At 69.0% G+C, this 24,654-nt stretch carries 15 protein-coding genes, 3 rRNA genes and 1 pseudogene; 18 read left to right on the top strand and 1 reads right to left on the bottom strand.

Features of this window, described 5'->3' with window-relative positions:
* The first annotated feature begins 2 nt into the window (after nt 1-2).
* From KG111_RS09990 to KG111_RS18570, 18 genes and pseudogenes are all read left to right on the top strand, one after another.
* Nucleotides 3-818: a TrmH family RNA methyltransferase gene (locus tag KG111_RS09990; protein WP_205291942.1), complete on the top strand. Its 816-nt coding sequence runs from the start codon at nt 3-5 to the stop codon at nt 816-818.
* Nucleotides 815-1,876, top strand: coding sequence for a sensor histidine kinase (locus KG111_RS09985; protein WP_249666067.1), 1,062 nt, complete (start codon nt 815-817; stop codon nt 1,874-1,876). The genes KG111_RS09990 and KG111_RS09985 overlap by 4 nt, the downstream gene beginning before the upstream one ends.
* Nucleotides 1,877-1,962: 86 nt before the next feature.
* Nucleotides 1,963-3,090 carry a phenylalanine--tRNA ligase subunit alpha gene (pheS, locus tag KG111_RS09980; protein WP_205291943.1) on the top strand — a complete coding sequence of 376 codons (1,128 nt, stop codon included), beginning with the start codon at nt 1,963-1,965 and terminating at the stop codon, nt 3,088-3,090.
* 3 nt (nt 3,091-3,093) lie between these two features.
* A complete protein-coding gene (gene pheT, locus KG111_RS09975) occupies nt 3,094-5,580 on the top strand; it encodes a phenylalanine--tRNA ligase subunit beta (protein WP_205291944.1) in 2,487 nt (828 codons plus the stop codon).
* The gene (locus KG111_RS09970; protein WP_205291945.1) at nt 5,577-7,685 is read left to right on the top strand and encodes an acyltransferase family protein; all 2,109 of its coding nucleotides are present in this window, start codon (nt 5,577-5,579) and stop codon (nt 7,683-7,685) included. Before pheT ends, KG111_RS09970 begins: the two co-directional genes overlap by 4 nt.
* Before the next feature lie 48 nt (nt 7,686-7,733).
* A complete protein-coding gene (gene argC / locus KG111_RS09965) occupies nt 7,734-8,789 on the top strand; it encodes an N-acetyl-gamma-glutamyl-phosphate reductase (RefSeq protein WP_213449978.1) in 1,056 nt (351 codons plus the stop codon).
* A complete protein-coding gene (locus KG111_RS09960) occupies nt 8,786-9,259 on the top strand; it encodes an ACT domain-containing protein (protein ID WP_205291947.1) in 474 nt (157 codons plus the stop codon). Before argC ends, KG111_RS09960 begins: the two co-directional genes overlap by 4 nt.
* Nucleotides 9,260-9,281: 22 nt before the next feature.
* Nucleotides 9,282-10,442, top strand: a complete 1,161-nt coding sequence (argJ, locus tag KG111_RS09955) for a bifunctional glutamate N-acetyltransferase/amino-acid acetyltransferase ArgJ (RefSeq protein WP_205291948.1) — start codon at nt 9,282-9,284, stop codon at nt 10,440-10,442.
* Complete coding sequence (gene argB, locus KG111_RS09950; RefSeq protein WP_240195832.1) at nt 10,439-11,374, top strand: acetylglutamate kinase; 936 nt, start codon at nt 10,439-10,441, stop codon at nt 11,372-11,374. The genes argJ and argB overlap by 4 nt, the downstream gene beginning before the upstream one ends.
* The gene (locus KG111_RS09945; protein WP_283770547.1) at nt 11,371-12,570 is read left to right on the top strand and encodes an acetylornithine transaminase; all 1,200 of its coding nucleotides are present in this window, start codon (nt 11,371-11,373) and stop codon (nt 12,568-12,570) included. The genes argB and KG111_RS09945 overlap by 4 nt, the downstream gene beginning before the upstream one ends.
* Entirely contained in the window at nt 12,567-13,538 is a 972-nt protein-coding gene (gene argF / locus KG111_RS09940) for an ornithine carbamoyltransferase (RefSeq protein WP_205291949.1), read from the top strand. The genes KG111_RS09945 and argF overlap by 4 nt, the downstream gene beginning before the upstream one ends.
* A 1-nt stretch (nt 13,539) precedes the next feature.
* Entirely contained in the window at nt 13,540-14,082 is a 543-nt protein-coding gene (locus KG111_RS09935; protein WP_205291950.1) for an arginine repressor, read from the top strand.
* Complete coding sequence (argG, locus tag KG111_RS09930) at nt 14,079-15,509, top strand: argininosuccinate synthase (RefSeq protein ID WP_205291951.1); 1,431 nt, start codon at nt 14,079-14,081, stop codon at nt 15,507-15,509. The genes KG111_RS09935 and argG overlap by 4 nt, the downstream gene beginning before the upstream one ends.
* Before the next feature lie 63 nt (nt 15,510-15,572).
* Nucleotides 15,573-17,003: an argininosuccinate lyase gene (gene argH, locus KG111_RS09925; RefSeq protein WP_205291952.1), complete on the top strand. Its 1,431-nt coding sequence runs from the start codon at nt 15,573-15,575 to the stop codon at nt 17,001-17,003.
* A gap of 459 nt (nt 17,004-17,462) precedes the next feature.
* Nucleotides 17,463-18,980 (top strand): 16S ribosomal RNA (locus KG111_RS09920).
* 424 nt (nt 18,981-19,404) lie between these two features.
* Nucleotides 19,405-22,541, top strand: a 23S ribosomal RNA gene (locus KG111_RS09915).
* Between the two features lie 153 nt (nt 22,542-22,694).
* Nucleotides 22,695-22,811 (top strand): 5S ribosomal RNA (gene rrf, locus KG111_RS09910).
* Together the 16S, 23S and 5S rRNA genes form the textbook arrangement of a ribosomal RNA operon.
* 59 nt (nt 22,812-22,870) lie before the next feature.
* Nucleotides 22,871-23,083: pseudogene (locus KG111_RS18570) on the top strand (hypothetical protein); the annotation flags it as partial.
* Nucleotides 23,084-23,478: 395 nt separating this feature from the next.
* On the opposite strand, the gene KG111_RS09905 reads toward KG111_RS18570, so the two are convergent.
* Nucleotides 23,479-24,609 carry a DUF1015 family protein gene (locus KG111_RS09905; protein ID WP_205292926.1) on the bottom strand — a complete coding sequence of 377 codons (1,131 nt, stop codon included), beginning with the start codon at nt 24,607-24,609 and terminating at the stop codon, nt 23,479-23,481.
* Nucleotides 24,610-24,654: the final 45 nt, after the last annotated feature.

Raw genomic sequence — 24,654 nt, 5'->3', positions numbered from 1 at the left:
CCATGGACGCACCCCTGAGCGCGGGTAACGCCCGCGTGAAGGAAGCACGCAAGCTGCACCGCCGCTCGGCTCGTTCCGAGCGGCGGTGTTTCCTTGCCGACGGCCCGAAGGCCGTCGAGGGCGCCCTCGACGTCCCAGGCTGCGTGGTCGAGGTCTTCGCCACCCCGCGCGCCGCCACCGAGCACGCGGCCCTGCTGGGCGCCGCGCCGGTCACCGCTCCCGTCACGTTGGTCGACGACCGGGCGATGGCGGGCCTCAGCGACAGCGTCACGCCGGCCGGCCTGGTCGCGGTGTGCCGCCACCTCGACGTGCCGCTGGCCGACGTGGTGGGCGTGGCCGTGGTCCCGCCGCGGCTGCCGGTCATCGCGGTGTGCGCCGACGTGCGCGACCCCGGCAATGCCGGCACCGTCGTGCGCTGCGCCGACGCCGCCGGGGCCAGCGCCGTGGTGCTGGCCGGCGACGCCGTCGACCTGCACAACCCCAAGACGGTGCGCGCCTCGGTGGGCAGCGTCTTCCACCTCCCCGTCGCCCTGGAGCGGGACCCGGCCGCCGCCGTCGCCGCGCTGCGTGACGCCGGCTACCAGGTGCTCGCCGCCGACGGCGGCGGGGAGCTCGACCTCTTCGCCGCCGAGCCGCTGCTGTCCCGCCCGACGGCGTGGCTGTTCGGCAACGAGGCATGGGGGCTGCCGAGCGAGCTGGCCGCCCTCGCCGACGAGCGCATCACCATCCCGATGCTCGGCGCGGCCGAGTCGCTCAACCTCGCCACCGCCGCAGCCGTGTGCCTGTATGCCAGCACCCGCGCCATGATCAGGGCGTGAGCGAACCCGGCGACACCCTGGACCTGCTGCCCGACGGAGTCGTGGTGGCCGACGCCGACGGTCGCGTCTGCGCGATCAACCGCGTCGCCGCCGACATGCTAGACCTGCCGGCGACGCCGTCCCCGCTCGGCCGGCCTCTCGCGGAGGTCCTGACGCTGCGGGACCATCACGGTGCCGCGTGGACCGACACCAACCAGCCGTACGGCGGCCTGCGCACCCGCACCGCGATCCCCGAGCAGACCTGGCTGCTGCCTGAGGGCACCGAGGTGCTCGTCACCGCCCGGCTGCACCGCCTCCCGCGCAGCGGCAGCGGGCAGATCGGCGCCGTGCAGGCGGTGGCACTCTCCCTGCGCTCCGGGCGAGGGCGGGCCCGGCTCGACCGCGACCGCTCCGACCTCGTCGCGACCCTGGCTCACGAGCTCCGCTCCCCGCTGACCGGGGTCAAGGGGTTCGTCCACGTCCTGCTCAACCGCTGGGACCAGCTCAACGACGACCAGAAGCGCCTGATGCTGACCACCGCCGGCGCCGACGCCGACCGGCTGAGCCGGTTGATCGTCGAGCTCCTCGACGTCGCCCGCATCGACACCGGCCGCCTGCAGCTGCACCGCCGCCCGGTCGACCTGGTTCGCAAGGCCGTCCAGGCGCAGCAGTCGATCTCGGTGGCGACCTCCACCCCGATCGAGGTCAGCGTCGCCGACGACCTCCCTCCGGTCGACGCCGACCCCGACAAGGTGATGCAGGTGCTCACCAACGTGATCGAGAACGCCGTGCGCCACGGCGCCGGCACCGTGCGGGTGCACGTCGACCATCTGGCCGAGGACGCCGGCTGGCTCGCCGTGAGCGTCACCGACGAGGGCGACGGCATCCCCGCCGAGCTGCGCAAGCGGGTCTTCACCAAGTTCTGGACCGCCGCCCGGGGTGGGGGATCGGGGCTCGGGCTCTACATCGTCCACGGCCTGGTCCGCGCCCACGGCGGCACGGTGGTGATCGGTGAGAGGCCCGGTGGCGGTGCGCAGGTGGTGACCACCTGGCCCGTCGCGGCCGAGGCCGGGGAGTAGCCGCCGACCCGGACCCGACCGGGGAGACCCGCCGCGGCGGCACCGGTTCGCCGACGGGTCCTCCGGGTTCCTAGACTGCTGCCGATATGTCTGGCCCCAACACCGACTACGACCCCGTGGAGGTCGCCGCCGTGAGCCCTGCCGAGGTGGAGACCGCCCGCGACGCGGCGCTGTCCGCGATCGCCGCCGCCACCGACCTGGAGCGGCTCAAGGCGGTGCGCACCGAGCACGCCGGCGACCGCTCTCCGCTCGCCCTGGCCAACCGGGAGATCGGCGCGCTGCCGCCGCAGGCCCGCAAGGAGGCCGGTCAGCGCGTCGGCCAGGCCCGTGGGGCGGTGAACAAGGCCCTGGCCGAGCGGCAGGCGGTGCTCGAGGTCGAGCACGAGGCGCGGATCCTCGTCACCGAGGCCGTCGACGTCACGCTGCCCACCGACCGCGAGCCCACCGGAGCCCGGCACCCGCTGACCACCGGCGCCGAGCTCATCGCCGACATCTTCGTCGCGATGGGCTGGGAGGTCGCCGAGGGGCCGGTCATCGAGGCCGAGTGGCTCAACTTCGACGCGCTCAACCTCGGTCCGGACCACCCGGCGCGCACCATGCAGGACACCTTCTGGACCGCGCCGGCCGAGAACCACGTCGTGCTGCGCACCCACACCAGCCCGGTCCAGGCCCGCAGCATGCTCGCCCGCGGCGTCAGCGCCGAGAACCCGCTGTACGTGGTGTGCCCCGGCCGCGTCTTCCGCACCGACGAGTACGACGCCACGCACTCGCCGATGTTCCACCAGGTCGAGGGCCTCGCGATCGACGAGGGCATCTCCATGGCGCACCTCAAGGGCACCCTGGACCACTTCGCGACCCAGATGTTCGGTGAGGGCATCACGACCCGCTTCCGGCCGTCGTACTTCCCCTTCACCGAGCCGTCCGCCGAGGTCGACCTGGTCTGCTTCGTGTGCCGGGGCGCGGGCACCGACCCCGAGCGCACCGACTCCTCCTGCCGCACCTGCCGCGGCGAGGGCTGGATCGAGTGGGGCGGTTGCGGCATCGTCAACCCGCGGGTGCTGCAGGCGTGCGGCGTCGACTCGGAGCGGTTCTCCGGGTTCGCCTTCGGGATGGGCATCGACCGCACCCTGATGTTCCGGCACGGTCTCGAGGACCTGCGCACCCTCTTCGAGGGCGACATCCGTTTCACCACCGCATTCGGAAGCGAGCTGTAGAACGTGAGAGCCCCTGTCTCCTGGATCAAGGAGCACGTCGACCTGCCTGCCGGTGTGAGCACCGCGGCGCTCACCGACCGGCTCACCGCGCTCGGCCTCAAGCTCGAGGGCATCCACAGCGCCGGCGCCGGCATCGAGGGCCCGCTGGTCATCGGCCGGGTGCTCACCAAGGAGCCCGAGCCGCAGAAGAACGGCAAGGTCATCAACTGGTGCACCGTCGACGTCGGTGACGCCAACGGCACCGGCGAGCCGCAGGGCATCGTGTGCGGCGCGCACAACTTCGGCCCCGGCGACCTCGTCGTCGTCGTGTTGCCCGGGGGAGTGCTGCCCGGTGGCTTCGCCATCTCCGCACGCAAGACCTACGGCCACGTCTCGGCGGGCATGATCTGCTCGGCAGCCGAGCTCGGGCTCAGCGGCGACGGCGAGGGCATCATCGTCCTGCCGAGCGACGCCGGTGCGCCGGGTGACGACGTCTTCGACCTGCTCGGCCTCTCCGAGGAGGTCATCGAGTTCGAGATCAACCCCGACCGCGCCTACGCGCTGTCGCTGCGCGGCGTCGCGCGCGAGGCCGCGCTCGGCTTCGGGGTGCCGTTCCACGACCCTGCGCAGCGGGTCCTGCCGAAGCCCGACGGCGCGGCCTGGCCGGTCACCGTGGCCGACCCCGCCGGCTGCCCGGTCTTCGCGGCCCGGCTGGTCAGCGGGTTCGACCCGACCCGCCCCACCCCTGAGGTCATCCGCCGACGGATCGAGCAGGCCGGGATGCGCTCGATCTCGCTCGCCGTGGACATCACCAACTACGTGATGCTCGAGCTGGGCCAGCCGATCCACGGCTACGACGCCGACAAGGTCGCCGGCGGCCTCGGGGTGCGTCGCGCGCTGCCCGGCGAGCACCTGACGACCCTCGATGGCACCGACCGCGAGCTCTCGGTCGAGGACCTGGTGATCACCGACGACTCCGGACCGATCGGTCTGGCCGGTGTCATGGGCGGGCTGACCACCGAGATGTCGGAGACCACCACCCGGATCCTCGTCGAGGCCGCGCACTGGGACGCCACCTCGATGTTCCGCACCGGTCGGCGCCATCGGCTGACCTCCGAGGCGGGCAAGCGCAACGAGCGCGGCGTCGACCCGCTCCTGCCCGGTGTCGCCGCGGACCGGGTCGTCGAGCTCCTCGTCGAGCACGGCGGCGCTGTCGCCGAGCCCGGCTACACCCTCGTCGGCACCGCCCCGCAGCGACCGGCCATCCGGCTGCAGACGGACCTGCCGGCCCGGATCAGCGGCATCGACATCTCCGCGATGAGCACCGTCGAGCACCTGCGCTCCATCGGCGCCACCGTGAGCGAGCACGCGTCGGCGGGCACCGTCGAGGTCGTCCCGCCCAGCTGGCGCCCCGACCTCAACGACCCCTACGACCTGGTCGAGGAGGTCGTGCGGATCGTCGGCTACGACCAGGTGCCCAGCGTGCTGCCGCGCCGCGCCACCGGCCGCGGCCTGACCCGCACCCAGCGCCTGCGCCGGCGTGTGGGCCGCACCCTGGCCGGCGCCGGCTGCGTCGAGGTCGTCAGCTTCCCCTTCGTGGGTCCGGCGACCTTCGACAAGCTCGGCGTGCCCGAGGGTGACCCGCTGCGCAACACGGTGCTGCTGGCCAACCCGCTCTCCAGCGAGGAGCCCGGATACACGACCACGCTGCTGCCCGGCCTGCTCGAGGCAGCCGCACGCAACGTGAGCCGCGGCGCCTCGCGCGTCGCGCTGTTCGAGACCGGCACCGTGGCGTTCCCCGCCGACAACGGTCCGGCGCCCATCTACGGCGTGCACGGCCGTCCCTCGGCCTCCGAGATCGACAAGCTGTTCGAGGCGCTGCCCGTGCAGCCGCAGCACCTCGCCGTGGTGATGGGCGGGGAGCGCGAGCAGTCCGGCTGGTGGGGCGAGGGTCGTGCCGTCGGCTGGGAGGACGCGGTCGCCGTGCTGCGCCGCCTCGCCGACGAGCTGGGTGCCCCCATCCGGCTGAGCACCGGCACCCGGGCGCCGTGGCACCCGGGACGCTGCGCGGTCGCCACCGTCGACGAGGTCGTGGTCGGCTACGCCGGCGAGCTGCACCCGCAGGTGTGCACGTCGTACGGCCTGCCGAAGCGCAGCGCCGCCGTCGAGGTCGACCTGGACGCGCTCTTCGCCGCCGTGCCCGACGTGGTCGCAGGCCCCGTCTTCTCGACCATGCCGGTGGCCAAGGAGGACGTCGCCCTGGTGGTGCCGGACTCCGTGACCGTGGCCGAGGTCGAGGAGGCGCTGCGCGAGGGCGCCGGGGACCTGCTGGAGTCGGTGCGCCTGTTCGACGTCTACGCCGGCGAGCAGATCGGCGAGGGGCACAAGTCGCTGGCGTTCGCGCTGCGCTTCCGTGCTCCCGACCGCACCCTGACCGAGGTGGAGACGGGCGCGGCGCGTGACGCCGCCGTGGCGGCTGCCGCAGCCCGGACCGGCGCCGTCCAGCGATGACGACGGCGGAGGTCGCAGGACGCGACGACGCGCCGACTGCTGTGCCGCCGCCGGCGCGCTCTCGCCCGCGCCGGGACATCGAGGGGCTGCGCGCGATCGCGGTGCTCTCGGTCCTCGTCTACCACGCCGGGCTCGCCTGGCTGCCCGGTGGATTCGCGGGTGTCGACGTCTTCTTCGTGATCTCCGGCTTCCTGATCACCTCGCTGATGGTGCGCGAGGTCGAGCAGCGCGGCAGGCTGCGGCTGGCCCGGTTCTGGGCGCGCCGGGCCCGGCGGCTGCTGCCGGCTGGCACCCTGGTGCTGGCGTTCAGCGCGCTGGTCACCGTCTTCTGCCTGCCCGCGGGCGACCGCAAGCCGTTCGGCGGCGACATCGTCGCGGCGGCGTTCTACCTGGTGAACTGGCGCCTGGGCGACCGTGAGGTCGACTATCTCGCCGAGGACGTGGGCGCCTCCCCGGTGCAGCACTACTGGTCGCTGGCGGTGGAGGAGCAGTTCTACATCGTCTGGCCGCTGCTGATCGCCCTCGTTGTCGCCCTGGTCTCCCAGCGCCGCCGGCTCGCGCTCTTCGCCACCGTCGCGGTGCTCACCCTCGCCTCCTTCGCCTGGACCCTGCACTACGTGCAGGAGGTGCCCGGCCAGGCGTTCTTCGTCTCCACCACCCGGGTGTGGGAGCTCGGGGTCGGCGCGCTGCTCGCCGTCGCCTACCCGGTCCTGGTCCGCCTGCCGCAGTGGCTGCGGCAGGTCGCCGGCTGGGCCGGGCTGGCGGCCATCGCGACCGTGATGCTCGCCTACGAGCCCAGCTGGGACTGGCCGGGCCTGGGGACGCTGCTGCCGGTGCTGGGCACCGCGGGGGTCATCCTGGCTGGCGGCACCACCCCGGACCGCGGCGTGGGTGCCGTCATCGGGATCCGTCCGGCGGTGTGGATCGGCGCCCTGTCGTACTCCCTCTACCTGTGGCACTGGCCGTTCATCGTGGGCGCCCAGGGCCTGTGGGGCGACGACCTGCGGGTGCGCCACCTGCTGCTGGTGGTGGCGGTCTCCGCGATCCCGGCGTGGCTGTCCTACCGGTACCTGGAGAACCCGGTGCGCGAGAGCCGGCGGTTGGCCGCGAACCGGCCCGCCCTGGTGATGGGCGGTGTCCTCACCGCGGTGGCCGGCCTCACCGGCGCCGCCGTGATCGCCTCCTTCGCGCTGGTGGGCACCGTCCCGGTGGCGAACGCCGAGGAGAGTCCCGGCGCCGCCGCGATCGGCACCCGCCCGGCCGGCTACTGGGCCGAGCAGCGCAGCGTCGAGGCGATCCGGCCCTCCCCGCTGGACGCCGCCACCGACATGCCGCAGATCTACGACGACTCCTGCGTCGTCAACAACTACGGCGACCTGAAGCAGTGCGAGTACGGCGCGCCCGACGGCGAGCGCACCGTCGTGCTGGTCGGCGACTCCAAGGCCATGCAGTGGTTCACCCCGCTGCACGAGCTCGCCCGCGCCCAGGGCTGGAAGCTGGTCGTGATCGGCAAGAACGGCTGCGAGTTCGCCGACGTGGTCCGTCCCGGCCCGGACGGCAACCCCAATCCGTCCTGCGACGACTGGTCGCAGCGCTCGCTGGCCGAGATCCTCGACCTGCGCCCCGACCTCGTGGTCACGGTGACGCGGTGGAGCGTCGCGATGCCCGGTGGCCCGTACGACGAAGACACCCCGCTGACGCGGAAGGCGATGGTCGACGGCCTCGTGCACCACTGGCAGGCCCTGCGCGACGCGGGCATCGCGGTAGCGCCGATCGTGGACAACCCCGGGCTGTCGAACCGGCCGGAGTGCGTGCAGGAGAACCTCGACGACCTGAGGAAGTGCGCGTTCGACATGGCGCGCCAGTCCAAGGGCTCCGGCGCGGCCGCGCAGCTCGAGGCTGCGGAGCGCGTCGAGGGCGTGCGCCCGGTGGACATGAACGACCTGGCCTGCCCGGACGGCCGGACCTGCCCGGCGGTCATCGGCAACGTGATCGTCTACCGCTCCGGCACGCACATCTCCGACACCTACGCCGAGACGCTGACCCCGATGCTGGGCGAGCGCATGGCGGCGGCGACGGACGGGCTCTTCGGCACCGCCTCCTGACCCTTCCCGACCCCCCTCGACCGAGGGCATGCAGCGTGATGTATGTTCATGCACATGACGAAGGTGAAGGTGGCCGTCGCCGGCGCCAGCGGGTATGCCGGCGGTGAGGTGCTGCGGCTGCTGCTGGCGCACCCCGAGGTGGAGATCGGTGCGCTGAGCGCCGGGTCGAACGCGGGCGAGCGACTCGGCTCCCTGCAGCCGCACCTGTGGCCGCTCGCCGACCGGGTGCTGGAGCCGACCACCCCCGAGGTGCTCTCGGGCCACGACGTCGTCTTCCTCGCCCTGCCGCACGGCCAGTCCGGCCCGCTCGCCGCGGCGCTCGCCGAGACCGACCCGGCCGTCGTGGTCATCGACTGCGGCGCCGACCACAGGCTCGAGGACGCGGCCGTCTGGGAGCGCTTCTACGGCTCCGCGCACTCCGGCACCTGGCCCTACGGCCTGCCCGAGCTGCCCGGCGGCCGGGACGCGCTGCGCGGTGCGCGCCGGGTCGCGGTGCCCGGCTGCTACCCGACGATCTCCTCGCTCGCGCTGGCCCCCGCGGTCGCCGCCGGTCTGGTCACCCCCGACGTGGTCGTGGTCGCCGCCTCCGGCACCAGCGGCGCCGGCAAGGCCGCCAAGACCCACCTGCTCGGCTCCGAGGTGATGGGCAACGCCAGCGCCTACGGCGTCGGCGGCGTGCACCGGCACACCCCGGAGATCACCCAGAACCTCGGCCGGCTCACCCCCGGTGGCCCGACGGGCGTGAAGGTGAGCTTCACGCCGCTGCTGGTGCCGATGTCGCGCGGCATCCTGGCGACCTGCTCGGCACCGCTGGCTCGCGACGTCTCCGCCGCCGAGGCGTACGACGTCTACGCCACCGCGTATGCCACCGAGCCCTTCGTGCACCTGCTGCCCGCGGGCCAGTGGCCGCAGACGCAGTCGGTGACCGGCTCGAACGCCGTGCACCTGCAGGTCGCCGTCGACGAGGCGGCCGGTCGACTGGTCGCGGTCGGCGCGGTGGACAATCTCGCCAAGGGCACTGCCGGCGCCGCCGTGCAGTGCATGAACCTCGCCCTGGGTCTCGACGAGACCACGGGCCTGAGCACCGTAGGACTGGCCCCGTGAGCGAGCAGAGCAACACCCCCGAGAACCCCGAGACCCCGGAGTCGCCCGCGACGTCCGAGACGTCCGAGACGTCCGCGAAGTCGTACACGATCTCGCGGTTCCCCGAGACCCTCGCCGTGGTCCGGTTGCCCGCCGGCGCGGAGATCCCGGAGTGGGCGGAGTCGTCCTCGATCTTCTCCATCACCGCCACCGCGACGGAGACCTCCCTGGTCTGCGCCGGGCGCAGCGTTCCGAAGAAGGCGCGGCACGCGAAGCCGTACACCGCGTTCTGTGTCGAGGGCCCGCTCGACCTCGGCGAGCCGGGCGTGCTGGTGTCGCTGCTGACCCCGCTGGCGGCCGAAGGGCTGCCCGTGTTCACCCTGTCCACCTACGACACGGACTGGATCCTGGTGCGCACCGCACAGGCCGACCGGGCCGAGGACGCGTGGCGACGATCGGGCCACACCGTCGCGCCCGCCGTCCCCGCCTGAACACATCCGTAGAGGTCGCACCATGAGCATCACGCATCCCGCCGGGTTCGCCGCCGCCGGCGCCGCCGTCGGCATCAAGGTCAACGGAGGCAAGGACCTGGCCCTCGTCGCCAGCACCGGCCCTCGCTTCGACTCCGCCTCCGTCTTCACCTCCAACCGCTGCAAGGCCAACCCGGTGCTGTGGAGCGAGCAGGTGGTCAAGGACGGCGTGGTCCGCGCCGTTGTGCTGAACTCCGGGGGAGCGAACTGCTACACCGGCCCCGAGGGCTTCCTCACCACCCACCAGGTCGCCGAGGAGGTCGCCGGCCTGCTCGGCATCGGCGCCGGCGACGTGGTCGTGTGCTCGACCGGCCTGATCGGCCTGGCCAACGACCGCGACGTGCTCCTCAAGGGCGTGCACACCGTGCACGCCGCGCTCAGCAGGGACGGCGGCGCGGACGCCGCCGAGGCGATCATGACCACCGACTCGGTGAGCAAGCAGGTCGTCGTCGAGGCCCCCGACGGGGCCGGCTGGTCCATCGGCGGGATGGCCAAGGGCGCCGGCATGCTCGCACCCGCACTGGCCACGATGCTGGTGGTGATCACCACCGACGCGATCGTCGACGCCGCGGACCTCGACGCCGCACTGCGCGCCTCGACCCGGGTCAGCTTCGACCGGCTCGACTCCGACGGCTGCCAGTCCACCAACGACACCGTCACCGTGCTGGCCTCGGGCGCCTCCGGCGTGCGCCCGGACCTGGAGACGTTCACCGCCGCCCTGACACAGGCGTGCACGTCGCTGGCCAAGCAGCTGCTCGCCGACGCCGAGGGCGCCGACCACGAGATCGCGATCACCGTGTGCGGCGCGGCCAGCGAGGACGACGCGGTCGAGGTCGGCCGCAGCGTCGCACGCAGCAACCTGTTCAAGGCCGCGGTGTTCGGCAAGGACCCGAACTGGGGACGCGTGCTCGCCTCGGTCGGCACCACCGGCGCGGCCTTCGACCCGGCCGACCTGGACGTGGCGATGAACGGCGTGTGGGTGTGCCGCAACAGCACCCCGGCCGAGGACCCGGCCCTGGTCGACCTCTCGCCGCGCGACGTCACGGTGACCATCGACCTGAAGTCCGGGCCGGCCCAGGCCACGGTGTGGACCAACGACCTGACCCACGCCTACGTCCACGAGAACAGCGCGTACTCGTCATGAACGAGGAGAAGATGACCCAGCCCGGCAAGCCCGACCCGTACAAGGCGGCCACGCTCGCCGGTGCCCTGCCGTGGCTGAAGGCCTACCACGGCAAGGTCGTGGTGGTGAAGTACGGCGGCAACGCGATGACCGACGACACCCTCAAGCGTGCCTTCGCCGAGGACATCGCGTTCCTGCGCTTCGCCGGGTTCCGCCCGGTGGTCGTGCACGGCGGCGGCCCGCAGATCTCCCAGATGCTCGACCGGCTCGGCATCGAGTCGGAGTTCCGCGGCGGCCTGCGGGTGACCACGCCGGAGGCGATGGACGTCGTCCGCATGGTGCTCGTCGGCCAGGTGCAGCGCGAGCTGGTCGGCCTGATCAACGAGCACGGCCCGCTGGCCGTCGGCCTCTCCGGCGAGGACGCGGGGCTGTTCACCGCCGTGCAGACCGGCACGGTCGTCGACGGCCAGGAGGTCGATCTCGGGCTGGTCGGCGAGGTGGAGCAGGTGCGCCCCGAGGCGGTGCTCGACCTCATCGAGGCCGGTCGGATCCCCGTCGTGTCCAGCGTCGCCCCCGACTCCGACGGCGTCGTGCACAACGTCAACGCCGACTCGGCCGCGGCCGCGCTGGCCTCCGCCCTGGGCGCCGAGAAGCTGCTGGTGCTCACCGACGTCGAGGGCCTCTACCTCGACTGGCCGGACCCCGAGGAGGTGATCGGCGAGATCAGCCCCGAGGCGCTCGAGGAGATCCTGCCGACCCTGGCCTCCGGCATGATCCCGAAGATGAAGGCGTGCCTGCAGGCGGTGCGCGGCGGCGTCAAGCGCGCGACCGTCGTCGACGGCCGCCAGGAGCACGCCGTCCTGCTGGAGCTGTTCACCGACGAGGGCGTCGGCACCCAGGTGCTGCCCGGCGTCACCACGAAGACGCGCAAGGCGCGGGAGGCCGGCCGGTGAGCGAGCAGAGCCTCAACCAGCAGTGGACCGAGCGGTACGCCGCCGCGGTGATGAACACCTTCGGTCCGCCGAAGATGGTGCTCGCCCGCGGCGAGGGCCTGCGGGTGACCGACGTCGACGGCAACACCTACGTCGACTTCCTCGGCGGCATCGCGGTCAACACCCTCGGCCACGCCCACCCCGCCCTGCTGCGTGCGGTGAGCGAGCAGCTGGCCACGCTGGGCCACGTGTCGAACTTCTTCGCCACCACCCCGCAGGTCGAGCTCGCCGAGCGGCTGCTCGCGCTGACCGCGCCCGGCGTGGACGGCCGGGTCTTCTTCGCCAACTCCGGCGCGGAGGCCAACGAGGCCGCCCTCAAGATCACCCGGCGCACCGGCCGCACCCACATCGTGGCCATGGAGGACGCCTTCCACGGCCGCACCATGGGCAGCCTGGCGCTGACCTCCAAGGCCGCCTACCGCGAGCCCTTCGAGCCATTGCCCGGCCACGTCACCTGGGTGCCGTACGGCGACGCCGACGCCCTCGCGGCTGCGGTCGACGACCAGACCGCCGCAGTGGTGATCGAGCCGCTGCAGGGGGAGGCGGGCGTCAACGTCGCCTCCACCGCGTTCCTGCAGGCCGCCCGCGAGATCACCACGCAGCACGGCGCGCTGCTGTGGCTGGACGAGATCCAGTCCGGCATGGGGCGCACCGGCCACTGGCTGGCCAGCCACCCCGCAGGCATCACCCCCGACCTCGTCACCTTGGCGAAGGGCCTGGCCGGCGGCATCCCGATCGGTGCGTGCATCGGCCTGGGCCGCGCTGGCTCGCTGCTCGAGCCGGGCAACCACGGCACCACCTTCGGCGGCAACCCCGTCGCCTCCGCCGCCGCGCTGGCGGTGATCGACACGATCCTCGGCGAGGGCCTGCTGGAGAACGCCACGGCGATGGGGGAGCGGCTGCGCTCCGGTCTCGCCGCCGACGACCGGGTCAGCGAGGTCCGCGGCAGCGGCGTGCTGGTCGGCCTGACGCTCACCGGCCCCGGCGCACCCGCGGCACCGGCCGTGGTGGCCGCCGCCCAGGACGCCGGCTGGATCATCAACGCCACCGGCCCGGACCGGATCCGGTTCGCGCCGCCGCTCGTGGTCTCCGCGGCCGAGGTCGACGCGTTCGTCCAGGCCTGGCCCACCCTCCTCGACAAGGCGGTGCACCTGTGAGCACGACCGGAACGACCACACCGGACACCCCGGGGACCGGCACGGTCCGCTCCTTCCTGCGCGACGACGACCTGTCGGCGGCCGAGCAGGCCGAGGTGCTCGCCCTGGCCGCGCGGCTGAAGGCCGACCCCTACGGCGCCAAGCCGCTGGCCGGGCCGCGCACGGTCGCGATGATCTTCGACAAGCCCACCCTGCGCACCCAGGCCTCGTTCGCCGCGGGCATCGCCGAGCTCGGGGGCCACCCGATGCTCGTCGACGGCGCCCTGGCCGGGATCGGCAAGCGCGAGTCCGTGCCCGACGTGGCGCGGGTGCTGGGCCGTCAAGCCTCCCAGATCGTGTGGCGCACCTTCGCGCAGAGCGACCTGGAGCAGATGGCGCAGCACTCCGGCGTGCCGGTGATCAACGCGCTCACCGACGAGTTCCACCCCTGCCAGCTCCTCGCCGACCTGCTCACCATCACCGAGCACAAGGGCCGGCTGGCCGGGCTGCGTGTGGCGTTCCTCGGCGACGCCGCCTGCAACATGGGCAACTCCTGGGCGCTGGCCGGGGCGACCGCGGACATGGAGGTGGCGTTCGGCTGCCCCGAGGGCTACGGGCCCGCCGCCGACGTCCGCGCACGCGTGAACCTCATGCCGCTGGGGAGCGTCCGGGTCACCGACGACCCCGTTGCGGCCGTGCAGGGCGCCGACGTCGTGGTCACCGACACCTGGGTGTCGATGGGCAAGGAGGACGAGGCCGCCGAGCGGCGGGCCGTCTTCGGTCCCTACGCGGTGACCACCGAGCTGATGCGGCACGCCGCACCGGACGCGATCGTGCTGCACTGCCTGCCGGCGTACCGCGGCTCGGAGATCGACGCCGAGGTCATCGACGGCCCGCAGAGCGTGGTCTGGGACGAGGCGGAGAACCGCCGCCACGCCCAGAAGGCCGTCATGGCCTGGCTGGCCGACCCGGCGCGACTGGGAGCCTGAGATGCCCGAGCACGCCCTGACCCCGCTGACGAAGAACGCCCGCCTGGCGCTCATCGTGGAGCTGCTGACCGGCCACGAGGTCCGGTCGCAGCCCGAGCTCGCCGACCTCCTCGGCGAACGGGGCGTGCACGTCACCCAGGCGACCTTGAGCCGCGACCTCGTCGAGCTCGACGCCGTCAAGGTCCGTGGCCCCTCAGGCACCCAGGTCTACGCCGTGCCCGCGGTGGGCGACGCCCCCGCGGTCCGCGGCTCGGGTGCCGCCCAGGCCGCGCAGCAGCGGCTCGCCCGGCTGTGCGGCGAGCTGCTGGTCAGCGCGGAGGCCAGCGCCAACCTGGTGGTGCTGCGCACGCCGCCCGGTGCCGCCCAATTCCTGGCCAGCGCGATCGACCGCGCTGAGGCCAGCTTGCGCAGCGACGTCCTCGGCACCATCGCCGGAGACGACACGGTCCTCGTCATCGGACGGGATCCCGCCGGGGGAGACGCCCTGGCCCAACGATTCACCTCCCTCGCAGAGCGCGTGGAGCCTGAAAGGAACGACAGTTGAGCAAGGTCCTCACCTCCCTGCCGATCGGGGAGCGCGTCGGCATCGCCTTCTCCGGCGGCCTCGACACCTCGGTCGCCGTCGCCTGGATGCGTGACAAGGGCGCCGTGCCCTGCACCTACACCGCCGACATCGGCCAGCCCGACGAGCCCGACATCGAGGGCGTCCCGCTGCGCGCCAAGGAGTACGGCGCAGAGATCGCCCGCTCCGTGGACATCAAGCCGCAGCTGGTGGAGGAGGGCCTGGCCGCGCTGGCGTGCGGCGCCTTCCACATCCGCTCCGGCGGCAAGGCGTACTTCAACACCACCCCGTTGGGCCGCGCCGTCACCGGCACCATGCTCGTGCGGGCCATGCAGGCCGACGACGTGCACATCTGGGGCGACGGCTCGACCTACAAGGGCAACGACATCGAGCGGTTCTACCGCTACGGCCTGCTCGCCAACCCCGAGCTGCGCATCTACAAGCCGTGGCTGGACGCCGACTTCGTCGCCGAGCTCGGCGGCCGGCACGAGATGAGCGAGTGGCTCGTCGCCCACGGCCTGCCCTACCGCGACTCCACCGAGAAGGCGTACTCCACCGACGCCAACATCTGGGGCGCCACCCACGAGGCCAAGACCCTGGAGCACCTCGACGTCTCCTTGGAGACCGTCGAGCCGATCATGGGCGTGAAGTTCTGGGACCCCTCGGTCGCCATCGAGTCCGAGGACGTCTCGGTCACCTTCGCGGCCGGCCGCCCGGTCGCCATCAACGGCCGCCGCTACGACGACCCGGTCGCCCTGGTGCTGGAGGCCAACCGCATCGGCGGGCGCCACGGCCTGGGCATGAGCGACCAGATCGAGAACCGGATCATCGAGGCCAAGTCGCGCGGCATCTACGAGGCGCCGGGCATGGCGCTGCTGTTCGCATCGTACGAGCGGCTGGTCAACGCGGTGCACAACGAGGACACCGTCGCGCAGTACCACAACGAGGGCCGCAAGCTCGGCCGCCTGCTCTACGAGGGTCGCTGGCTGGACCCTCAGGCGCTGATGATCCGCGAGTCGATCCAGCGCTGGATCGCCTCCCTGGTCAACGGCACCGTCACGCTGCGGCTGCGCCGCGGCGACGACTACACGATCCTCGACACCAAGGGCACGAACTTCTCCTACCACCCGGAGAAGCTGTCGATGGAGCGCGTCGAGAACGCCGCGTTCGGTCCCACCGACCGGATCGGCCAGCTCACCATGCGCAACCTGGACATCGCGGACTCCCGGGCCAAGCTCGAGCTGTACGCCGGCCAGCCGCTGGACCAGGGCACGGTCCTGGTCGAGAACGGCACGCTCTTCGGCGAGCTGCCCGCGGGCGGCTACGACCGGATCACGGCGAACCCCGAGGGCGGCGACGTGCGCGAGGCCCTGCTGGAGGACGTGGCGATGGAGTCCGGGACCGACTGACGTCGACCCCCGGCTGACGGAGCAGATGCGGGCGGCGATAGCGCACGTCCGAGGAGGAGAGTCATGAGCACGAACACCGGCAAGCTCTGGGGTGGACGCTTCGCGGGCGGCCCGTCCCCGGAGCTGGAGGCGCTGTCGCGCTCCACCCACTTCGACTGGCGGCTGGGGCTGTACGACATCGCCGGCTCCCACGCCCACGCCAAGGCGCTCGGCGCGGCCGGGCTGCTGAGCGAGGCCGAGGAGGCCGAGCTGCACCGTGGGCTCGACGCCCTCGCCGCCAGGTTCCGCGACGGCTCGCTGCAGCCGGCCGAGTCCGACGAGGACGTGCACGGCGCGCTGGAGCGGTTGCTCATCGAGGAGGTCGGCCCGGAGGTCGGCGGCAAGCTCCGCGCGGGCCGTTCCCGCAACGACCAGATCGCCACCCTGTTCCGCCGCTACCTGCTGGACCACGGCGACGTTGTCGCGGGCCTCGTCCTCGACCTGGTCGACGCCCTGGCCACGCAGGCCGCGGCGCACCTGGGGGAGGGGGACACCGAGCCCGCGATCATGCCGGGGCGCACCCACCTGCAGCACGCCCAGCCGGTGCTGCTGTCCCACCACCTGCTGGCGCACGCGTGGGCGCTGCTGCGCGACGTCGACCGGCTCGCCGACTGGCGCCGCCGGGTGGCCGGCGACTCGCCGTACGGCTCCGGGGCGCTGGCCGGACAGAGCCTCGGCCTGGACCCGCAGCTGGTGGCCGCCGAGCTCGGCTTCACCGGCTCGGCCGCGAACTCCATCGACGGCACCGCCTCGCGCGACTTCGTGGCCGAGTTCGCCTTCGTCGCCGCGCAGATCGGCGTGGACGTCAGCCGGATCGCCGAGGAGGTGATCTTGTGGGCGACGCGGGAGTTCGGGTTCGTCACCCTGCACGACTCCTGGTCGACCGGCTCCAGCATCATGCCGCAGAAGAAGAACCCCGACATCTCCGAGCTCGCCCGGGGCAAGGCGGGCAGGCTCGTGGGGAACCTGACCGGCCTGCTCACCACGCTCAAGGCGCTGCCCCTGGCCTACAACCGGGACCTGCAGGAGGACAAGGAGCCGGTCTTCGACTCCGTCGACACCCTCGAGGTCCTGCTGCCGGCGTTCACCGGCCAGGTCGCGACACTGGTCTTCGACACCGACCGGATGGCCGAGCTCGCCCCGCAGGGGTTCTCGCTCGCCACCGACATCGCCGAGTGGCTGGTGCGTGAGGGCGTGCCGTTCCGGATCGCCCACGAGGTGGCAGGTGCCTGCGTACGACGCTGCGAGGAGCTCGGCATCGAGCTCGACGAGCTGAGCGACGAGCAGTTCGCCGACATCTCGCCGCACCTGACGCCCGCCGTGCGCAGCGTGCTCACGGTCGAGGGCTCGGTCGCCTCCCGCGACGGCCGCGGCGGCACCGCACCGGTGCGCGTCCGCGAGCAGCTCGACGAGCTCCGGGGGCGCTCCGCTGCGCTCCGCCAGGCGCTCGACTGAGCCGGCGAGGACCCGTCCGACGCCCGTCGGACACCCGCAAGACACCGCCCCGGGGCGGCCCCGGAAAGTCAGGGGCCGCCCCGGTTTGGCATGTACCGGGGGTGTGTGGGTAATGTTCCTTCTCGCCGCGGGAACGCAGCGAGAACCTCCGGGCCTAGGGCCCAGAACAAAGGTTCTTGTCGTGTGTCCGGGGTGCTTGGTGTGTGCGAGTCGGGTTGCTCCTCGCGGAGTTGACCGGCTCGGATCGGCCGAGTAACGTTTCACAGGTTGCCCCGCGACCAAGGCCCGGATCGGGTTGAGGCGCGAGTGCGTGTGATGTTTGAGAACTCAACAGTGTGTCATGCATATGATTGTTGTGAATTAATGCATCAGCTTATGGCTGGTGTGGGTTTTTCGGCAATGAAATGATTCTGGCGATTAACATTGTCAGGTTTGTTTGGTTGTCAGGTATTGAATTTTCTTATGGAGAGTTTGATCCTGGCTCAGGACGAACGCTGGCGGCGTGCTTAACACATGCAAGTCGAGCGGAAAGGCCCTTCGGGGTACTCGAGCGGCGAACGGGTGAGTAACACGTGAGTAATCTGCCCTGGACTCTGGGATAGCCACCGGAAACGGTGATTAATACCGGATATGACTACTACCCGCATGGGTTGGTGGTGGAAAGTTTTTTCGGTCCAGGATGTGCTCGCGGCCTATCAGCTTGTTGGTGAGGTAATGGCTCACCAAGGCTTTGACGGGTAACCGGCCTGAGAGGGTGACCGGTCACACTGGGACTGAGACACGGCCCAGACTCCTACGGGAGGCAGCAGTGGGGAATATTGGACAATGGGCGGAAGCCTGATCCAGCAACGCCGCGTGAGGGATGACGGCCTTCGGGTTGTAAACCTCTTTCAGTACCGACGAAGCGAAAGTGACGGTAGGTACAGAAGAAGGACCGGCCAACTACGTGCCAGCAGCCGCGGTAATACGTAGGGTCCGAGCGTTGTCCGGAATTATTGGGCGTAAAGGGCTCGTAGGCGGTTTGTCACGTCGGGAGTGAAAACCATGGGCTTAACTCATGGCTTGCTTTCGATACGGGCAGACTAGAGGTATGCAGGGGAGAATGGAATTCCTGGTGTAGCGGTGAAATGCGCAGATATCAGGAGGAACACCGGTGGCGAAGGCGGTTCTCTGGGCATTACCTGACGCTGAGGAGCGAAAGTGTGGGGAGCGAACAGGATTAGATACCCTGGTAGTCCACACCGTAAACGTTGGGCGCTAGGTGTGGGACCTATTCCATGGGTTCCGTGCCGTAGCTAACGCATTAAGCGCCCCGCCTGGGGAGTACGGCCGCAAGGCTAAAACTCAAAGGAATTGACGGGGGCCCGCACAAGCGGCGGAGCATGCGGATTAATTCGATGCAACGCGAAGAACCTTACCTGGGTTTGACATACACCGGAAGCCTCTAGAGATAGAGGTCTCTTTGATACTGGTGTACAGGTGGTGCATGGCTGTCGTCAGCTCGTGTCGTGAGATGTTGGGTTAAGTCCCGCAACGAGCGCAACCCTCGTTCCATGTTGCCAGCGGATAATGCCGGGGACTCATGGGAGACTGCCGGGGTCAACTCGGAGGAAGGTGGGGATGACGTCAAGTCATCATGCCCCTTATGTCCAGGGCTTCACGCATGCTACAATGGCCGGTACAAAGGGCTGCGATCCCGTGAGGGGGAGCGAATCCCAAAAAGCCGGTCTCAGTTCGGATTGGGGTCTGCAACTCGACCCCATGAAGTCGGAGTCGCTAGTAATCGCAGATCAGCAACGCTGCGGTGAATACGTTCCCGGGCCTTGTACACACCGCCCGTCACGTCACGAAAGTCGGCAACACCCGAAGCCGGTGGCCCAACCCTTGTGGGGGGAGCCGTCGAAGGTGGGGCTGGCGATTGGGACGAAGTCGTAACAAGGTAGCCGTACCGGAAGGTGCGGCTGGATCACCTCCTTTCTAAGGAGCACACTCACGCAGCCGGCCGAATGTGCTGGTTGTTCTTTGGGGTGTTCACTAGTGGAACACAATGATCTTCTGCAGCCATGGTGGTTCCTTTCTGGGGGCTGGTGTGGTTGTGGGTGTATGGCACGCTGTTGGGTGTCTGAGGCATCAGACGCCGATCACCTGTTTGGGGTGGGGTGCTGGTAGGGCTTCTGGTTGTTTGATTATTGGATAGTGGACGCGAGCATCCGCCCGCACATGCAGCTCACCTGAGTCTTCGGAGTTTGTTCTTCGGAACTTGGTGGTGGGGTGTGGTTGTGGGTGGTGAATGTTTGTGTTGTTTCGTGATTGTTAAGGTGTTTCTTAACTGATTTGAGAAACCATATGGCCATCTCGTGCATGACGTGTTTGTTTGTTGTGTGTGTTGGTGGTTTGTTGTGGGCAAGTTGTTAAGGGCACATGGTGGATGCCTTGGCATCGAGAGCCGATGAAGGACGTGGGAGCCTGCGAAATGCCCTGGGGAGTTGGCAACCGAGCGTTGATCCGGGGATGTCCGAATGGGGAAACCCAGCTGGAGTCATGTCCAGTTACCCGCATCTGAATAAAATAGGGTGTGTGGAGGGAACGTGGGGAAGTGAAACATCTCAGTACCCACAGGAAGAGAAAACAACCGTGATTCCGAGAGTAGTGGCGAGCGAAATCGGATGAGGCTAAACCTCACTTGTGTGATACCCGGCAGGGGTTGCAGGTGGGGGGTCGTGGGAATGTCGTTGTGCCATCTGCCGGTGGTGCGCACAGTCAGAAACCAGTCTTGAGGTCGAAGTCCGTTGGAAAGCGGTGCCGGAGCGGGTGATAGCCCCGTAGACGATAGAGGCTGGCTGTGTTCGGTATCTCCCAAGTAACACGCCACTCCTGGAATGGTGTGTGAATCTGGCGGGACCACCCGTTAAGCCTAAATACTCCTCGATGACCGATAGCGGACAAGTACCGTGAGGGAAAGGTGAAAAGTACCCCTGGCGGGGAGTGAAATAGTACCTGAAACCATGTGCCTACAATCCGTCAGAGCCCGGCTGCCACTTGTGGTGTTGGGGTGATGGCGTGCCTTTTGAAGAATGAGCCTGCGAGTTAGCGGCACGTGGCAAGGTTAACCCGTGTGGGGTAGCCGTAGCGAAAGCGAGTCTGAATAGGGCGTTTGAGTCGCGTGTTCTAGACCCGAAGCGGAGTGATCTACCCATGGGCAGGTTGAAGCGCCGGTAAGACGGCGTGGAGGACCGAACCCACTTCAGTTGAAAATGGAGGGGATGACCTGTGGGTAGGGGTGAAAGGCCAATCAAACTCCGTGATAGCTGGTTCTCCCCGAAATGCATTTAGGTGCAGCGTTGCGTGTTTCTTGCCGGAGGTAGAGCACTGGATAGCCGATGGGCCCGACCAGGTTACTGACGTTAGCCAAACTCCGAATGCCGGTAAGTGTGAGCGTGGCAGTGAGACTGCGGGCGATAAGGTTCGTAGTCGAGAGGGAAACAGCCCAGACCATCGGCTAAGGCCCCTAAGAGGCGGCTAAGTGGAAAAGGATGTGGAGTCGCAGTGACAACCAGGAGGTTGGCTTGGAAGCAGCCACCCTTGAAAGAGTGCGTAATAGCTCACTGGTCAAGTGATTCCGCGCCGACAATGTAGCGGGGCTCAAGCCGCCCGCCGAAGCCATGGCAGCCACATGTAACCCAAGCCCCACTTGATGGTGGTTCAGGGGTGTGGCTGGGTAGGGGAGCGTCGTGTCACGGGTGAAGCTCCGGAGTGATCCAGGGGTGGACGTGACACGAGTGAGAATGCAGGCATGAGTAGCGAATCACGGGCGAGAAACCCGTGCGCCGATTGATCAAGGGTTCCAGGGTCAAGCTAATCTGCCCTGGGTAAGTCGGGACCTAAGGCGAGGCCGACAGGCGTAGTCGATGGACAACGGGTTGATATTCCCGTACCGGCAAAATGGCGCCCATGACGAGCCCGGTGATGCTAACCACCCGAAACCCAGCTTATTGATCCCTTCGGGGTGAGAGGGCTGGGCGGAGCGTGGGACCCGATCCGGTAGTAGTCAAGCGATGGGGTGACGCAGGAAGGTAGCCCAACCGCCGCGATGGTAGACGGCGGGTAAGCATGTAGGACGTGACCTAGGCAAATCCGGGTTGCAGCCCTTTGGTGGGTGAGTCTGAGATGTGATGCCGACCCCGTAGGGGGGAAGTGGGTGATCCTATGCTGCCTAGAAAAACCTCTAGCGAGCCATGAGCCGCCCGTACCCCAAACCGACTCAGGTGATCAGGTAGAGAATACCAAGGCGATCGAGACAACCATGGTTAAGGAACTCGGCAAAATGCCCCCGTAACTTCGGGAGAAGGGGGGCCCGGATCGTGACCCCACTTGCTGGGTGAGCGTGAAGGGCCGCAGAGACCAGGCCCAAGCGACTGTTTACTAAAAACACAGGTCCGTGCGAAGTTGTAAGACGATGTATACGGACTGACTCCTGCCCGGTGCTGGAAGGTTAAGAGGACGGGTTAGACGCAAGTCGAAGCTCAGAATTTAAGCCCCAGTAAACGGCGGTGGTAACTATAACCATCCTAAGGTAGCGAAATTCCTTGTCGGGTAAGTTCCGACCTGCACGAATGGAGTAACGACTTGGGCGCTGTCTCAACCATGGACTCGGCGAAATTGCACTACGAGTAAAGATGCTCGTTACGCGCGGCAGGACGGAAAGACCCCGGGACCTTTACTATAGTTTGGCATTGGTGTTTGGTTCGGCTTGTGTAGGATAGGTGGGAGACTGTGAAACCTTCACGCCAGTGGGGGTGGAGTCAACGTTGAAATACCACTCTGGTCGTACTAGATGTCTAACCTAGGGCCATGATCTGGTTCAGGGACAGTGCCTGATGGGTAGTTTAACTGGGGCGGTTGCCTCCTAAAGAGTAACGGAGGCGCTCAAAGGTTCCCTCAGCCTGGTTGGCAATCAGGTGTTGAGTGTAAGTGCACAAGGGAGCTTGACTGTGAGACAGACATGTCGAGCAGGGACGAAAGTCGGAACTAGTGATCCGGCAACTGCGAGTGGAAGCGTTGTCGCTCAACGGATAAAAGGTACCCGGGGATAACAGGCTGATCTTCCCCAAGAGTCCATATCGACGGGATGGTTTGGCACCTCGATGTCGGCTCGTCGCATCCTGGGGCTGGAGTAGGTCCCAAGGGTTGGGCTGTTCGCCCATTAAAGCGGCACGCGAGCTGGGTTTAGAACGTCGTGAGACAGTTCGGTCCCTATCCGCCGCGCGCGTAGGAAACTTGAGAAAGGCTGTCCCTAGTACGAGAGGACCGGGATGGACGAACCTCTGGTGTGCCAGTTGTACCGCCAGGTGCATGGCTGGTTGGCTACGTTCGGAAGTGATAACCGCTGAACGCATCTAAGCGGGAAGCACGTTTCAAGATGAGGTTTCCCACCCCTTTGTGGGTTAAGGCCCCCAACAGATTATTGGGTTGATAGGCCGGAGGTGTACAGCAGCAATGCCCAGCCGACCGGTACTAATAGGCCGAAGACTTGCCACAACAAACCCCCAACACATCCAACAAATCCGATGTGCACACGGGTCATGGCAACACACGAACACACATGACATTCCGCGCACCAACGCATCGCGTCCACGATTCAACCCCACACCACCACACCCATGTGGCTGGTGGAGTGAGGGTTCATAGAGTTACGGCGGCCATAGCGGCAGGGAAACACCCGGTCCCATCCCGAACCCGGAAGTTAAGCCTGCCAGCGCCGATGGTACTGCAGCCGAGAGGCTGTGGGAGAGTAGGACGCCGCCGGACAAACATTCCATGAAAGGCCAGCACATTCGTGTGCTGGCCTTTCATGCGTTTTCGACCGGGTGACGCATCCGGATCGTCGGTGGCCCGCTCCCGCCCGGGCTGTTCGACCGTTCTTCTGGTTCGCCGATGTGGAGACACCCGTCGTCGGGCTCCGCCAGCTGGGAGCTGTGCTCGCCGATCAAGGCGTCGGCGCCCTCAGCGTCCGCAGCGTCGCAGCAACTGGGGGCGTCTCACCGGCTCAGGTGCAGTACTACTTCCGTACGAAGCGGGAACTCGTGCGCGCCGGCTTCGACCATGCCGGTGAGCTGTTCTTGTCTCATGTCGTGGCGGCGCGGCCCACGACGGTGCTGGAGGTCGTACAGCAATGGCTGCCGTTGGACGACCTGGAGGGAGCGCCGTGCCCGGGTCTGGCTCGCCTTCGCCGCCATCGCCGCCACCGACGGGGAGCTGGCCGCCGGCGTCCGCGGACCTGGATCGTGAGCTGCGCGGCCGGTTCGTCGCCCAGGGGCTCGCGGCTGATGCCGCGGATCAGATGCTGGCTCTCGTCGACGGCGTCACGATCCAGTGCCTCGTGCTGGCCCTCGCGGGACGTCGGTCGCTCGTCTCGCGCACCGCATCCCGTTCCTGGCACGCCTGGATCCGGGCAGCGGTCCGCGCTCGGACGGGATCAGTCCCGAAGCGACCTGATCAGGACGCCGAGGCTCGGCTTGGGCTGGAACGACGTCGCCTTCTCCGGGAGCAGGCGGTCGGCCTCCGCTATCCGGATCACGTGGTCGACGCTGGGAGCCGGCATCAGCACGGCGACCGCGTCCGGGCGCGCCTTGGCGAGCGCGTCCTCGACGCTGTGGTGGTAGACCAGCGTCGTCGGGCCGTGCGGCAGCGCGGGCACCACGTGACGGTGCAACGTCTCCACGGCGGCCTCGCCGCTGTCGGGGTCCAACCCGATGATCGCCCAGTCGGTGCCGTCGGTGGCGGCGAGCCGGGTCGCGGACAGCGCGGCGACCGAGCCGGCCTGGTCCTGGGGCTCGTAGGTCAGGCCGAGGCTCTGCACGGCGTCACGGAGGTCGTCCATGGTGGCGCCGACGAGCGTGCGGTGGATCGGACCGAGGAACAGCGGGGTGTCGTCCTGGTCCACGAGCATCGCCAGTCCGAAGTCGGTCGGCACGGGGCTGCCCTGCGCGGCGTGCCGGCGCTGCAGCCGCAGGTAGGCGGCGTAGCGGTGGTGACCGTCGGCGATCAGTGCCCGGGTGCTGCTGAGCTCGGCCGCGATCAGGTCGAGGGTCTCGCGATCCCGGGTCGCCCAGATCCGGTGCTGCTGCTCGCTGCGGTCGGTGAACGCGTGCGTGGGCTCGGTGGCGGCCACCGCGCCCAGCTGTGCGCGCAGGGCCTCGGAGCCACGGTGCACCAACAGGATCGGGGCGGGGTTGAGCCGCATCTCCGCCATCCGGTCGGCGAGCTCGTCGGCCTGGACGGGGTGAATCCCCTCGTGTGGCAGCACCGCGCGGTCCGCCGGGTGCAGCGCGCGCCGGGAGACGTCGAGCGCACCGACCAGGCCGCGCACCGTGATGCCGCCGGAGGTGTACTCGTGCAGGTACAGCGCGGGCGTCTCGTCGTGGGTCAGGTACCCCTTGGCCTGCCACCGCGCCAGGCGGTTGGAGACCTCCCGGTACGGCCGGGCGAACGCGCGCCCGGTGGTGGGGTTGCCCACCCGTCCAGGCGCGAGCATGAGGCCGCGGAACGGCTCGAGGCGGAACGGTCCGGCGACGTACGGTGGGGTCACCAACGTGGTCGCGTCCATTCGGGCATCGTACGGAGTCGTTGGTCCTCGACCCTGGCAAGGTTG

It is taken from the genome of Nocardioides faecalis (assembly GCF_018388425.1).
Lineage (GTDB): Bacteria > Actinomycetota > Actinomycetes > Propionibacteriales > Nocardioidaceae > Nocardioides > Nocardioides faecalis.
The sequence above is the reverse complement of the archived record's forward strand: the minus strand, read 5'-3'. Positions and strand labels throughout refer to the sequence as shown.